Source organism: Krasilnikovia sp. MM14-A1259, from assembly GCF_047159535.1.
Lineage (GTDB): Bacteria > Actinomycetota > Actinomycetes > Mycobacteriales > Micromonosporaceae > Actinoplanes.
The window spans coordinates 3,568,361-3,581,909 of sequence record NZ_BAAGAJ010000002.1 but is presented as its reverse complement, the minus strand read 5'-3'; the positions used below and the strand labels follow the sequence as shown (position 1 = coordinate 3,581,909).

At 72.0% G+C, this 13,549-nt stretch carries 15 protein-coding genes; 12 read left to right on the top strand and 3 right to left on the bottom strand.

The window, feature by feature from the left end:
- Positions 1-49: 49 nt before the first annotated feature.
- Positions 50-1,408: a PQQ-binding-like beta-propeller repeat protein gene (locus ACMCNK_RS15935; protein WP_412737190.1), complete on the bottom strand. Its 1,359-nt coding sequence runs from the start codon at positions 1,406-1,408 to the stop codon at positions 50-52.
- A 7-nt stretch (positions 1,409-1,415) separates the two neighbouring features.
- Positions 1,416-2,921 carry a diguanylate cyclase domain-containing protein gene (locus ACMCNK_RS15930; protein ID WP_412737189.1) on the bottom strand — a complete coding sequence of 502 codons (1,506 nt, stop codon included), beginning with the start codon at positions 2,919-2,921 and terminating at the stop codon, positions 1,416-1,418.
- Between the two features lie 79 nt (positions 2,922-3,000).
- On the opposite strand from ACMCNK_RS15930, the gene prmC reads away from it, so the two are divergent.
- From prmC to ACMCNK_RS15910, 4 genes are all read left to right on the top strand, one after another.
- Positions 3,001-3,903 (top strand): peptide chain release factor N(5)-glutamine methyltransferase, encoded by a 903-nt coding sequence (prmC, locus tag ACMCNK_RS15925; RefSeq protein WP_412737188.1) that lies wholly within the window; start codon positions 3,001-3,003, stop codon positions 3,901-3,903.
- On the top strand, positions 3,903-4,559 hold the full coding sequence (locus ACMCNK_RS15920; RefSeq protein ID WP_412740876.1) for an L-threonylcarbamoyladenylate synthase: 657 nt from the start codon (positions 3,903-3,905) through the stop codon (positions 4,557-4,559). Before prmC ends, ACMCNK_RS15920 begins: the two co-directional genes overlap by 1 nt.
- A complete protein-coding gene (locus tag ACMCNK_RS15915) occupies positions 4,556-5,500 on the top strand; it encodes an L-threonylcarbamoyladenylate synthase (RefSeq protein WP_412737187.1) in 945 nt (314 codons plus the stop codon). The genes ACMCNK_RS15920 and ACMCNK_RS15915 overlap by 4 nt, the downstream gene beginning before the upstream one ends.
- 92 nt (positions 5,501-5,592) lie before the next feature.
- On the top strand, positions 5,593-6,216 hold the full coding sequence (locus tag ACMCNK_RS15910; protein ID WP_412737186.1) for a phosphotyrosine protein phosphatase: 624 nt from the start codon (positions 5,593-5,595) through the stop codon (positions 6,214-6,216).
- 635 nt (positions 6,217-6,851) lie between these two features.
- Here the strand turns inward: ACMCNK_RS15910 and ACMCNK_RS15905 are convergent.
- Positions 6,852-8,435, bottom strand: coding sequence for an SDR family oxidoreductase (locus ACMCNK_RS15905; RefSeq protein WP_412737185.1), 1,584 nt, complete (start codon positions 8,433-8,435; stop codon positions 6,852-6,854).
- A gap of 128 nt (positions 8,436-8,563) precedes the next feature.
- On the opposite strand from ACMCNK_RS15905, the gene glyA reads away from it, so the two are divergent.
- The 8 genes from glyA to ACMCNK_RS15865 all read left to right on the top strand — a co-directional run bounded on the left by glyA (position 8,564) and on the right by ACMCNK_RS15865 (position 13,532).
- Entirely contained in the window at positions 8,564-9,877 is a 1,314-nt protein-coding gene (gene glyA, locus ACMCNK_RS15900; RefSeq protein WP_412737184.1) for a serine hydroxymethyltransferase, read from the top strand.
- Positions 9,874-10,107: a hypothetical protein gene (locus ACMCNK_RS15895; protein ID WP_412737183.1), complete on the top strand. Its 234-nt coding sequence runs from the start codon at positions 9,874-9,876 to the stop codon at positions 10,105-10,107. Before glyA ends, ACMCNK_RS15895 begins: the two co-directional genes overlap by 4 nt.
- A 71-nt stretch (positions 10,108-10,178) precedes the next feature.
- The gene (locus ACMCNK_RS15890) at positions 10,179-10,580 is read left to right on the top strand and encodes a hypothetical protein (protein ID WP_412740875.1); all 402 of its coding nucleotides are present in this window, start codon (positions 10,179-10,181) and stop codon (positions 10,578-10,580) included.
- A 207-nt stretch (positions 10,581-10,787) separates the two neighbouring features.
- Positions 10,788-11,021, top strand: coding sequence for a hypothetical protein (locus ACMCNK_RS15885; RefSeq protein WP_412737182.1), 234 nt, complete (start codon positions 10,788-10,790; stop codon positions 11,019-11,021).
- A 15-nt stretch (positions 11,022-11,036) separates the two neighbouring features.
- The gene (atpB, locus tag ACMCNK_RS15880) at positions 11,037-11,831 is read left to right on the top strand and encodes a F0F1 ATP synthase subunit A (RefSeq protein WP_412737181.1); all 795 of its coding nucleotides are present in this window, start codon (positions 11,037-11,039) and stop codon (positions 11,829-11,831) included.
- A 69-nt stretch (positions 11,832-11,900) separates the two neighbouring features.
- Positions 11,901-12,137, top strand: a complete 237-nt coding sequence (locus ACMCNK_RS15875; protein ID WP_412737180.1) for a F0F1 ATP synthase subunit C — start codon at positions 11,901-11,903, stop codon at positions 12,135-12,137.
- A 43-nt stretch (positions 12,138-12,180) separates the two neighbouring features.
- The gene (locus ACMCNK_RS15870; protein ID WP_412740874.1) at positions 12,181-12,714 is read left to right on the top strand and encodes a F0F1 ATP synthase subunit B; all 534 of its coding nucleotides are present in this window, start codon (positions 12,181-12,183) and stop codon (positions 12,712-12,714) included.
- The gene (locus tag ACMCNK_RS15865) at positions 12,711-13,532 is read left to right on the top strand and encodes a F0F1 ATP synthase subunit delta (protein ID WP_412740873.1); all 822 of its coding nucleotides are present in this window, start codon (positions 12,711-12,713) and stop codon (positions 13,530-13,532) included. Before ACMCNK_RS15870 ends, ACMCNK_RS15865 begins: the two co-directional genes overlap by 4 nt.
- Positions 13,533-13,549: the final 17 nt, after the last annotated feature.

The following is a 13,549-nucleotide window of genomic DNA, read 5'->3' as shown; positions in this document are numbered from 1 at the left end:
CTGCCACCGCGCGGCCACGCCATGGCAGGCCGCCCGGCGGGGCCGGAGCTCAGCCGATCGCGGTGACCGTCAGGCGTCGGTGAATCGACGGGCAGAACAGCAGCCGCTGCTCGATCGTGCAGCCGTAGCTGGTGGCCCCGTCGATCGCGCCGAGCAGGAACGACTCGCCGGTGCGCAGGTCGACCCGGCCCACCGCGGTAAGCCCCAGCGGCCGGATCGTCGGGGTCAGCGTCAGCACGACCGTGCCGAAGTCGTCGCTCAACGGCTCCCCGCCGAGCGCGGCGACCGTCCGGCCGGTGGCCGCGTCGACGATCCGGTACCGCGAGCCGGGGCCACCGTGGATCGCCAGCATCGTGTCGCCGATCGACCGCGTGAAATCGCCGTACGGCGCACGCCAGCGCTCGGCGCCGGTGTCCCAGTCCCGCCCGGCGAGCATCGTGCCGGAACTCAGGCACCACACCGGTCCGCAGCCGTACCCGGCGTCGGCGGTGGGATCGTCGACCCGCCAGAGTCGGCGCAGCGGCTGCCCGCCGTACGCGGTGGTGGTGACCCGGGTGTCGGACATCCGCAGCACGTACACCTGGGTGCCGTGCCACTCCAGGACGGGGTAGCCGTGGTCGGTCGCGGTGGACCGCTGCCACTCGACCGTGCCGCCGCCGATCGGCGCGCCGTCGGACATGCGCAGCACCCGGACGCGCCCGGAACGGTCCACGGTGGCGATCCGGTCCGGGCGTCGCGGGTCGGGCCCCGGAGCGACCCACTGGACGCCCGGCGTGGCCCGGCTCCACAGCGTCCTGCCGTCGCGGAGGCCGACCAGGCGGACCTGGGCCGCGTCCGCGCTCGCGGCGTGATGATCCACCAACAGCACGCCGCCGCCCATGAACCGGGCGTCGAAGCCGGCTGCGGTGAGGTCGCCGGGCACGCGCCACAGCTCCGCCCCGGTGGTCGCGTCCACCGCGACGGCCTGCGTGAAGTAGTCCTCGGTCGCGGTGGGGTCCGTGGTGGACGGCGCGGTGCGCTCGCCGGCCGGCAACAGCACCACGCCGGGGTCGGCCGCGGTGAACACGTACGCCGCCCGGTAGTCCAGCGTCCGGGACCAGCGCACCACCCCGTCGCCGCGGCGGTACCCGGTGAGCCGCTGGGCGGTCGCGTCGTCGTTGAGCACCACGACCGTGTCCCCGGCCGCCGCGAACGTGTCACCCGTCCCGAATGCGGCGTCCCACAGTGTCCGCAGCCCGCGCGGCGCGGGCGCATGGTCGGACGCGGTGACCGAGGCCAGGCACAACGCGGCGAGCACGGCGGCCGCGACCCGGCGTACCTGGCGCCGCCGCCACGGGGACGAACGGGACGGCGGGTCCGGCAGTTCGTCCCCGCCGGAGCCCACGAAACCGAGCTCGATCACCGCCACCGGCGTCTCAGGCGGGTTTGCGGTGCCCGGCCGCGGCGGCCAGGGCGGCGGTGAGCGTACGGCCGTTCGTGCCGACCTCGGACCAGCCCGCGGCCACCCCAATCGGGGTGCCCGGCACCAGCGCCTGCCAGTTCTCGGCGGCGGCCGCGGTGGCGATCCGCCGGGACACCTCGGCCGCCTGGGTGTGCCCCGCGCCCGGCAGCACGATCACGAACTCGTCGCCCGCGAACCGGGCCACGAAGTCGCCACGGCGCATCACCCGGCTCAGAATCCCCGCGATGCGCTGCAGCACCAGGTCGCCGCAGTGCCGGCCGTGCCGCGCGTTGACCTCGGTGAAGCCCACCAGGTCGCACACGCCGACCGCGGCGCGCTCGCCGCGGGCCAGCATCGCGGCGACGTAGCGCTCCAGCTGGCGGCGGTTCGGCAGGCCGGTGAGCGGGTCGGTGAGGCTCTCGTCGCCGTACCGGCCGACGTCGCGCTGGGACTCCTGGGCGTCCAAGCGGGCGGCGACCCCGTCCAGGAAGCCGTCGCGCAGCCGGTCGATGCGCTGCGCGGCGAGGCGGAACGCGTACCGGTCGGCGTGGTGGGCGGCGGCGTGGTCGCCCGCGGAGGCGTAACAGATGCTGCGCAGCCTGGCCGGCTCCGCGGGCCCGAGGATCTCCGGCGACACCGGCACGGCGTCGAGCCGGCGTAGCGCCTCGGTGGGCCGCTGCGCGGCGATCTGCAGGCAGACGCCGCCCAGGTGCTGCAGATCCCGGGAACGGACGCTGTCGCCGCCGTCCGCGAGCAGGGCACGCACGTCCGCCTCCGTGGACTCGCCGAGCGCGGCGCGGCGGGCCAGCGCGTACCCGTAGACGGCCTTGCTGCTGGGCCGCAGCCGGGCGTCCGCGCCGGTGGCCTCGTAGCGGGCCAGCTCGGCATCGATGTCGCGCAGCACCCGCAGGCAGCCGTCGGTGTCGCCCTGATGGTCGAGGGAGACCGCGTTGCGCAACCGGATGCCGGGCGCCGCGAACAGTTCGCTAGGCATGCCCGCGGCCGCACCGACCTGCCGGGCCTGCTCGATCGCGGTCAGCGCATGGCCGTGAAAACCCAGATACGAGTACGCCATGGCCAGGTCGTGCCATCCCCACGCGGTCTCCGCGTCCCCCTCCGGCACCGCCGCGAACGACCGCGACGCCTGCACGAGATGCGTGACCCCGCGGTCCAGGCTGCCCTGCAGGTACGCGCCGAGCGCGGCGTACGCGTGCATGAGGCCCCGCAGGTACGGGTCGGGAGCCTCGCGCACCGCGCCGGAGGCGGCGGTCATCGCCGGGCCCAGCTCGGCGACCCGGCCCAGGTTGATGAGCGCGCCGAAGCGCTGCACCAGCGCGTACGCCCGCGTCGTGGGGTCGGCCGTCGCGTCGAGCACCCGGTCGAGCAGCGGCAGGGCCTCGGCCGACCGGCCCCCCTGCTGCAACTGCCCCGCCTTGCGGAGCTCCTCGACATTGTCCGCGAGCCGGTCCAACCAACTCACCGGCGGCCCTCCCCGGCATGTATGGCCGAATCGGCGACCCGGCGGGTCACCGTCACATTCGACGTTTCATGATTATGCCGTGACGCCCGCCCGCGAACACCCCTCGGTGGGGATGGAACGGGTGCGCCTCGTTCCGGCCCTGTCCGCCGCCACCGCCGAACTGGCGGCCGCGGGGGTGGCCTCACCCCGGGTGGACGCGGAACTGCTCGCCGCGCACGTGCTCGGCATCGGCCGGGGCCGCCTCGTCCTGACCGACACGATCCGCGCCGGCGAGCTCGACCGGTTCCGGGTCCTGGTGGCCCGGCGGGCGCGCCGGGAGCCGCTGCAGCACCTGCTGGGCACGGCCGCGTTCCGGCATCGGGAACTCGCGGTCGGGCCGGGCGTGTTCGTGCCGCGGCCGGAGACGGAACTGCTCGCCGGGTGGGGGATCGCCCGGACCGCGCCGGGGGCGACCGTGGTGGACCTGTGCAGCGGCACCGGGGCGATCGCGCTGTCCGTGGCGGACGAGGCGCGCCCGGGGCGGGTGGTGGCGGTGGAACGCTCCGCCGAGGCGCAGACCTACCTGCGGCGTAACGCGGCGGGCAGCCCGGTGGTCGAGGTGGTCGACGGGGACGTCACCGATCCCGGGCTGCTGCCGGAGCTGACCGGCGCGGTCGACGTGCTGCTGTGCAACCCGCCGTACGTGCCGCTGGGTACGGCCGTGCCGCCCGAGGTGGCCGAGCACGACCCGGCGGAGGCGGTGTTCGGCGGCGCCGACGGGCTGAGCGTGATCCGGCCGGTGGTGGCGCTGGCCGCCCGGCTGCTGCGACCCGGCGGGGCGCTCGGCATCGAACACGACGACGTGCACGGCGACGCGGTGCCCGCGCTGCTGCGCGCCGACGGCCGGTTCACCGAGGTGACGGCTCACCGGGACCTGGCGGGGCGGCCCCGTTTCACCACGGCGGAGCGCGGTCCCGGCGACGTGGCAGACTGCACCCCGTGATGCTCTACGACTGCCGTACGGTCGCCGAACGCGACCGGGGTGTCGCCGCCGCGATCGAGGCGGCCCGCAGCGGCGAGCTGGTGGTGATGCCCACCGACACGGTGTACGGCATCGGCGCGGACGCGTTCACCGCGCACGCCGTCTCGGCGCTGCACACCGCCCGGCACGCCGAGCGCCGGGTGCCGCCGCCGGTGCTGGTCGGCTCCCGGCACACCCTCGACGGCCTGGTCTACTCGGTGCCCAAGGTGGCACGTGACCTGGCCGACGCGTTCTGGCCGGGGGCGCTGACCATCCTGGTCGAGCACTCGCCCAGCCTGCAGTGGGACCTGGGCGACACCGGCGGGGTGATCGGTGTCCGGATGCCGCTGCACCCCGTGGCGCTGGAGGTGCTGCGCGAGGTGGGCCCGATGGCGGTGACCACCGCGAACCGGGTCGGTGGCCCGGCCCCGGGCACCGCCGAGGAGGCCCGCGAGCAGCTGGAGTACGCCGTACGGATCTATCTGGAGGCCGGCCCGGCGCACGACCCGGCGCCGAGCACGATCGTCGACGTCACCGGCGACGTGCCGCGGGTGCTGCGCGACGGGGCCGTGCCGTTCGGCAAGTTGCGTGACGTCGTGCCGGACATCCTGCCGGCGGAGGCCCCGGGGCCCGCATGATCGTCGCACCGGACGACGCCGGGATCCGGCGCGCCGTGGAGTTGCTGCGTGCCGGTTCGGTGGTCGCCTTTCCCACCGAAACCGTGTACGGGCTGGGCGCCGACGCGACCTCGGCCGCCGCGATCGCCGAGATCTACCGGCTCAAGCAGCGGCCCTCGTGGAACCCGCTGATCGTGCACGTCGCCGACCTTCCGCAGGCACGCGCGCTGGCGCGGCACTGGCCCGCCGTGGCCGACGAACTGGCGGCCCGGTTCTGGCCGGGCCCGCTGACCGTGGTCGTCGAGCGGGCCGACGGACTCGCCGGAGACCTGGACACGGTCGCGATCCGGATCCCGGCCCACCCGGTGGCGCTGCGGCTGCTGCGGGCGTCCGGGCTGGCCCTTGCCGCGCCCAGCGCGAACCGCTCCGAAAGCATCTCCCCGACCACCGCCCAGCACGTGCAGCGCAGCCTGCCCGAGGTGCCGCTGGTCCTGGACGGCGGCCCGTCCTCTCGGGGCATCGAGTCGACGGTCGTGGACCTGACCGTGTCCCCGCCACGGCTGCTGCGCCCCGGCGCGCTGGGCCTGCGGGCGCTGCGCGAGGTGACCGGCGAGCTGGTCCTTCCCGATGGCGCCGTTTCCGAGGCCGCCGACGGCGTCGCGCGGCCCTCGCCCGGGATGAGCCGGCGCCACTACGCGCCGCGCGCCCGGCTGATCCTGGCGGAAGACCCGGATGCGGTGCCGCGCGGCGGACTCGCCGGGCCGGTCGCGGTCCTCACGTACGAGGGTCGTGGCCCCGGCGACGAGGTGCTGTCGGCCGACCCCGGGGAGTACGCCGCCGACCTGTACGCCGCGCTGCACCGTCTCGACGACGCGCAGGCCGGCACGATCCTGGTGCAGGCCCCGCCGGACACCGAGGACTGGCTGGCGATCCGGGACCGGCTGCAGCGGGCCTCCGCCTGAGGCGTCCGGTGTGGCAGGACGGCCCATGGCAGACTGCTGGGCGTGATGCACACCGAGTGCCGGATCGGCGTTGAGCCCTGCGGGGCGGCGTGATGCCACCGTTCACCGTTCTGCACGTCTGCATGGGCAACATCTGCCGGTCGCCGATGGCGGAGCGGCTGCTGGCCCGCAGTGTCCGCGACCGGATCGCGGTTCCCGCCGCGGCGCGGTCCGCCGCCGACGACCCGGCCGGCGCGCTGGTGCGCAGCGTCAGCGCGGGCACGGGCGGCTGGCACGAGGGCGAGGAGATGAACCCGCCCGCCGGTCGCCAGGTGCGCGCCCGCGGCGGCAGCGAGACCGGCTTCGCCGCCCGCAAGCTGCTCGGCGAGCACATAGACCAGGCCGACCTGGTGCTGACCGCGACCGCCGACCAGGTGGACTACGTGGTGGCGCTGCGGCCCGACGCGGCCGACCGCACGTTCGTGCTGGGGGAGTTCGGCCGGCTGCTGTCAGGGCTGGACCCGGCGCCGCTGCCGCCCGCGCAGACCGAGCCCGACGCGGTGTACGCCCGCGGCGTCGCCATCGTCGAGGCCGCCAACGTGCACCGCGGGGGGCAGGCGCCGCAGCCCTCCGACGACCTGGACGACCCGTGGGGGCGCGGCGACCAGACGTTCGCCCGGATCGCCGACGAGATCGAGGATGCGGTCGTCCCGTTCGCCGCCCTGCTGCTGCCCTGACACCTGCTGCGTTGCGCGGGCATCCCCGGTTTCAGGCCGGACCATTCTCGGCTCGCATGTACGCAAGTTGTCCACAACTTGTGGCGCACATTGTCGCCCTTATCTCGAATTCCGCCCGTGTGCAAGCGATTTAATGTGCTGCGCATTCTTTCATCGTGCTGGTTTTCAGGCAAGTCCACGATGGAGTCGAGCTCGTCTCACAAATTCTTGTTCTCGTAACAGGAGTGTCCGGATAGGCTGAGCTCATCAGATCCTCTGCATAGGAGTGTTGATGACGAAGAACGCTGGACGGGTGGCAGTTGTTCTCACCTTTGCGGGAGCGACACTGGCCGGAATTGGTGCTCCTGCGTATGCTGGGCCCAAGCCCGGGTGCGTGTCGGTAGATGTCCGAAGCTTCAATCACGTGATCATGCACAACAACTGCTCGACGAGTCAGAAGCTGCGGGTTGTCTGGAGTTACGCTCGCGACTCCGGATGCTTTACGGTTGCTTCCGGTGGTTCGAAGGACGTAAACGCATACAATCAGCCGCTCGCCCAGTACGACAAAGTTGTGACCTGCTGATCATCTGCGCTACTAAAAGCGCCCACCCGTCGAAGGGTGGGCGCTTTTGGTATTTAGAAACTTCACCGGGTAATCACCGGCGCCGGAAATTCTCGGAGTCTTGGACGGTTCCAGTGGTCTGCTCGGCGCTGTGGGCGATGTTGCGGGCCATGCCGCTGAAGACGATGCCGTGGAACGGCAGCACCGCCGCCCAGTACGCATGCCCCGCGAGTCCTCGCGGCAGGAACACCGCCCGCTGCCGGTACACGCTGCGATGAGGATCGGCCGGGTCCGGTGCCGCGGTCATCTCCAGCCACGCCCGGCCGGGCACCTTCAACTCGGCGCGCAGCCGCAGCAGGCGCCCCGGCACGATCTCCTCGACCCGCCACCAGTCCAGTGCCTCGCCGACGCGAAGCCGGTGCCGGTCGCGCCGTCCCCGGTGCAGCCCGACCCCGCCGATCACCCGGTCCAGCCAGCCGCGGACGGACCAGGCCAGCGGGAACGAGTACCAGCCGTGCTCGCCCCCCACGCTCTCGATGACCCGCCACAGTGCGTCCGCGGGAGCGTGCACGACACGGCTGCGCCGGTCGACGTAGTGGTCGCCGCCGGACCATTCAGGGTCGCTGGGCAACGGCTCGGCCGCGGCGTCCCGGCCGGAGGCGCTCGACCAGCGGGTCTCCACATTCGCGTCGCGGATCTTGCCGAGGGCCAGCCGGACGGACTCGTCGAAGCCCAGCACCGCACCGGGCACGTACGTCGTGATGTCGTCGTCGCGGGCGACCGCCTCGTGGATCAGGCTGGCCACCAGCGGGCGGGCGAGGGCGTTCGGCACCGGCGTGACCAGCCCGACCCAGTACGCGGACAGCGCGGGGGTGAGCGGGCGCAGCGGCACGATGACCCGGCGGCGCAGGCCCGCCACTCGCGCGTAGCCCTGCATCATCTCGGCGTACGTGAGCACGTCGGCGCCGCCGATGTCGAAGCCGCGGTTCAGCTCGCCGGGCAACTCCGCGGCGGCGATCAGGTAGCGCAGGACGTCGCGTACCGCGATGGGCTGGACCCGGCTGCGCACCCAGCGCGGGGTGACCATGACCGGCAGCCGTTCCGTCAGGTACCGCAGCATCTCGAACGACGCGGACCCGGAGCCGATGATGACCGCGGCGCGCAGCACCACGGTCGGCACCCCGCTGTCGAGCAGCACGCGGGCCACCTCAGCGCGCGACCGCAGATGCGCGGACGCCCGCCCACGCATCGTGTCAGCGGAATCGGCAGGCACGGAATCGGCGGACCCGGAATCGGCGGACCCGGAATCGGCGGACCCGGCACCGGCAGGTGTGGCACCGGGTGGCTCGGGGCCGCCGAGGTAGACGATCCGCCGGACCCCGGCCGCCAGCGCCGCCTGCGCGAAGTTCCGCGCCGCTGCCCGGTCGCGGCGTTCGAAGTCGCGCTGCCCCAGGGAGTGCACCAGGAAGTAGGCGACGTCCACGTCCGTGAACGCGGCGGCCAGCGTCCCGGGTCGCTCCAGATCACCCTCGACTATCTCCACCGCGCCCGCCCACGGCACATCCCGTAACCGTCCCGCGCTGCGCGTCAGGCACCGGACGGTGTGCCCGGCCTCGTCCAGTCGCGGCGCCAGCCGTCCCCCGATGTATCCGGTGGCCCCGGTGACCAGACAGCGCATGTCCTCACTGTGGCGCATGTGCGTCTACAGCGAGGGCTGCGCGGACATGCCCGTTTGGCTCAGCATGCGGGGTCAACAGGCCATATGCTCGGTTTGCGGGGGCAGCGTCGCCGACGTGGGGGAGCGCCATGACAGCGGTTCTTGGTCGGGGCCGGGTCACCTTCTGGGGCCCGGATTTCGACGCGCTCGAACGCGAGGATCCCGAGATCGCCGAGGTGGTGCTCGGGGAACTGGCGCGGCTGCGGGGCGGCCTGCAGCTCATCGCGAGCGAGAATCTGACGTCCCCCGCGGTGCTGGCGGTGCTCGGCTCGACGCTGACCAACAAGTACGCGGAGGGCTACCCGGGGCGCCGGTACTACGGCGGGTGCGCCGAGGTGGACCGGGCCGAACAGATCGGCATCGAGCGGGCGCGGGACCTGTTCGGTGCCGAGCACGCGAACCTGCAGCCGCACTCCGGCGCCTCGGCGAACCTGGCGGCGTTCGCGGCGCTGGTCCAGCCCGGTGACACCGTGCTGGCGATGGGTCTGCCGCACGGCGGGCACCTCACGCACGGCAGCAAGGCGAATTTCAGCGGCAAGTGGTTCCAGACGGTCGGTTATTCGGTACGCCGCGACACGGAGCTGATCGACTACGACGAGGTGCGCGACCTGGCCCGGGCACACCAGCCGAAGATGATCATCTGCGGGGCCACCGCGTACCCGCGGACGATCGACTTCGCCGCGTTCCGGGAGATCGCCGACGAGGTCGGGGCGTACCTGCTGGTGGACGCCGCGCACTTCATCGGGCTGGTGGCCGGGCGTGCCGTGCCGTCGCCCGTGGCGTTTGCCGACGTGGTGACGTGCACGACCCACAAGGTGCTGCGCGGTCCGAGGGGCGGCATGATTCTCTGCCGTGACGAGCTCGCCCAGCGCATCGACAAGGCGGTCTTCCCGTTCACTCAGGGCGGGCCGATGATGCATGCCGTCGCCGCGAAGGCGGTCGCCCTGCGCGAGGCGGCACTGCCCGACTTCCAGACGTACGCCCGCCAGGTCGTCACGAACAGCCAGGCGCTCGCGGCCGGGCTGGCCGCCGAGGGCATGCGCCCGGTCTCCGGGGGTACGGACACCCACCTGGCCCTGGTCGACCTGCGCGAGACCGGGGTGACCGGGCGTGACGCCGAGGCGCGCTGCGAGCTGGCCCGGATCACGCTGAACAAGAACGCGGTGCCGTACGATCCGGAGCCTCCCGCGGTGGCGTCCGGGATCCGGGTCGGCGCCCCGTGCGTGACCACCCAGGGCATGCGGGAGGGGCAGATGCGCCGGATCGCGGGGCTGATCGCGTCCGCGGTGACCGCCGACCCGGCGACGGCCGCCGGCGCGGACCGGCTGCGCGACCTGGGTGATGAGGCGGCGGAGCTGGCGGCGGAGTTCCCGGCGTACCCGGAACCGGAGGACGGTGCATGACCGACTGCACCGCCGCGCAGCAAGGGCCGGGAGGGCATGCAATGGAGAGCAGAGCCATGACCGACTGCACCGCCGCGCAGCAAGGGCCGGGAGGGCATGCAATGGAGAGCAGAGCCATGACCGACTGCACCGCCGCGCAGCAAGGGCCGGGAGGGCATGCAATGGAGAGCAGAGCCATGACCGACTGCACCGCCGCGCAGAAGAAGCGGAAGAAGGAGAGCACGGCGTGACCGAGGAGCAGACTCAGGTGGCCGGGGTTCCCCGGCAGGGTGGGGATCCGGACGACACCCCGTTGCCGGATCTGCCGCCGCTGCCCGCGGATCCGCGGTGGAAAGTGGAGCACCTGCCGCTGCTGAGCGCGATCTCGGTCGCGTTGCTGATGTGCGCGGCGTCGGTCGGCTTCCTCACCGGCGGCCCGGTGGCTGCACTGGGCGCGGCGGCCGGGGTGGCGATCGTGACGGTCAGCTACACGCTCACGACGCTGGCTCTGGCCTGGGCGGACACGGTGCGCCCGGCGCTGGTCATGCCGGTCGGCCTCGGCGCGTACGTGGTGAAGTACTCCCTGCTCGGCGTGATCCTCGCGGCTCTCGTCGGCTCAGGCTGGCGCGGCGGTGTCGCGCTGGGTTGGGGGGTGGTGGCCGGGGTCGTGGTGTGGACGGCCGCGCAGGTGTGGTGGGTGCACCGCATTGCACAGCGGAAGTGATCTTCTGCACCGCGAGGCCCCTTGACGGAGCGTCGATCCGGGGCAGGTTCCCCGAATCGGTGATCCGGGCCGCGCGGAGTTGTCCACTTCTGGCGCTGGGGGAGTACCGTGTCCATCCAGTTGCGAGACCCCCAACGCCTGGACAACTGCGGTTGTGCGGGGGGTCCCGCTTAGCTTGGCCTGAGCGGCTGATAAGGTTCGGCCGTCATGACCGGTCAAGGCCCCAAACACGATCCCCGCGGTGACGACGGTCAACCCCCGCCCGACTCGGGCATGGGGATGACGGCGCTCAGTTACCTCCTTGCGGGCATGTTGGTTTGGGGCGGGATCGGTTGGCTGGTCGACCACTGGGTCGGGACCAGGGGCATCTTCGCCGGCATCGGCTGTGTCGTTGGGATCGGCGGCGGTGTCTACCTCATCGTGCGCCGCCTGGGCGCCTGACAGGAAAGGGCTACGGTGACCGGTCAGTCGATGGTCCTCGCAGGGGAAGTTCCGTTCCCACCCAGCGTGGGCGACTTCTATCCGCCGAGCATCCTGCCGTGGGCTGGGAGCGACTCGTACTGGTTCACGAAGATCACGTTCCTGGTGTGGCTCACCACCGCGGCGATCATCGTGTTCTTCCTGGTCTCGTACCGGAAGCCGAAGCTGGTTCCGACCAAGAAGCAGTGGCTTGCCGAGAGCATCTACGGCTTCGTGCGCAACAACATCTCGGTGGAGATGATCGGCCCGCGCGGCGTGAGCTTCGCGCCGTACCTGACGTGCCTGTTCGCCTTCATCCTGCTGAACAACTTCTGGGGCATCGTTCCGTTCGTCCAGATCTCCCCGAACTCGCACATCGCCTTCCCGGCAGTGCTCGCGGTGATCAGCTACGTGATGTTCATTTACGTCGGCATCCGCCACCACGGCTTCGTGAAGTACTTCAAGACGGCCCTGATGCCGCCCGCGCCGTGGTTCATCCTGCCGCTGCTGATCCCGATCGAGTTCTTCTCGACGTTCCTGGTGCGTCCGTTCTCGCTGGCGGTCCGGCTCTTCGCGAACATGTTCGCGGGCCACATGCTGTTGCTGGTCTTCACGCTCGGCGGCTTCGCGATGATCAACGCGAACGTCTGGTTCGCGCCGTTCTCGGTCGTGTCCTGGCTGATGGCGATCGCCCTGACCTTCCTGGAGTTCCTGGTCATCGTGCTCCAGGCGTACGTGTTCACGGTGCTGACCGCGAGCTACGTGCAGGGCGCGCTCGCCGACGAGCACTGAGCTGTATCCCGCAACATCCCATTGTCGTCCCGCGTGAGAGTCACGCGAGATCTCAGGAGGAACTGGAAAATGGTTCTCGCCGAAGTTGTTGGTAGCACCGCGGCCATCGGTTACGGCCTCGCGGCCATCGGCCCCGGCATCGGTGTCGGCCTGGTGTTCTCGGCCTACATCCAGTCGACCGCCCGCCAGCCGGAGTCGTCGCGCCTGACCCTGCCGTACGTCTGGATCGGCTTCGCCGTCGTCGAGGCGCTGGCGCTGCTGGGTATTGCGTTCGGCTTCATCTGGGCCGGCAACCCCGTCGGCTGACCGCCGTCCTGACGGGAGGTGTCCTTTGATCACTTCGTTGAAGGTGTTGGCTGAAGAGCCTGCGCACAACCCGATCATTCCGTTCTGGCAGGAGATCGTCATCGGGACGATCGCCTTCGCGCTGCTCTGCTTCGTGCTGATGAAGTTCGTCTTCCCGCAGATGGAGAAGACCTTCGCGGCGCGGGTGGACGCGATCGAGGGCGGGATCAAGCGTGCCGAGGCCGCCCAGGCGGAGGCGAACGAGCTCCTCGAGCAGTACCGGGCGCAGCTCGGTGAGGCGCGTACGGAGGCCGCTCGCATCCGCGACGAGGCCCGGGCCGACGCCGAGTCGATCCGCCAGGACGTTCTCGCCAAGGCACGCGAGGAGTCCGACCGGATCATCGCGGTGGGTCACGAGCAGCTCGCGGCGCAGCGCGAGTCCATCGTGCGGGACCTGCGTGCCGAGGTCGGCACGCTGGCGGTCGACCTGGCCGGCCGGATCGTGGGCGAGTCCCTCGCCGACGAGGCCCGGGCGCGCGGCACGGTGGACCGGTTCATCGCCGAGCTCGACGCGGCCGGTTCTGCGGGCGGGCGCTGATGTCGACCGTGACCCGTGCGTCGTACGCGGACGCGTCCGACAAGCTCGCCACGACCACGGGCAAGGCCACGGCCGCGCAGCTCGCCACGGTTGCCGACGAGATCCTGTCGGTGGCCCGGCTGCTGCGGGCCGAGCCCCGGCTGCGGCGGGCCCTGACGGACCCGTCGCGCGCCGCGGACGAGCGGGGCGAACTGCTGCGCTCGCTGCTCACCGGCAAGGTCGACGCCACCACGGTGGAGGTCCTGGTCACGCTGGTCCGGGGCCGCTGGTCGGCGGCGAACGAGCTGTGGGACGCCACCGAGCGGCTCGGCGTCGACGCGGTGCTCGTGTCCGCGCAGCGCGCCGACGAGCTGGCCGAGGTGGAGGACGAGCTGTTCCGCTTCGGGCAGGTCGTGGCGGCCAACCCGGCCCTGGCGGTCACTCTCGGTGACCCCGGTGCCCCGGTCGAACGGCGGGTTAAGCTGGTCCAGGACCTGCTCAAGGGCAAGGTTCGCGCGGCCACGGCCAGGCTGGTCGAGGTGGCCCTCGAAGGATTCGGGGGGCGCAACTTCGAAGCGTCACTGAGCCGGCTGGTCGAGCTGACCGCGGACAAGCGGGACCACGCGGTCGCGTACGTGACGGTCGCGAAGGTCCTCAGCGACGCCGAGGAGCAGCGACTGGCCAGCACCCTGTCCGGCATGTACGGGCGGCAGGTCTCAGTGAAGGTCGATGTGGATCCGTCCGTCATCGGCGGCGTCAGCGTCCGGGTCGGCTCCGACCTCTACGACGGCACGATCCTGCGGCGGCTCAACGCGGCCCGGCAGGCGTTCGCTAAATAGTTCTTCCCGCATCGCGC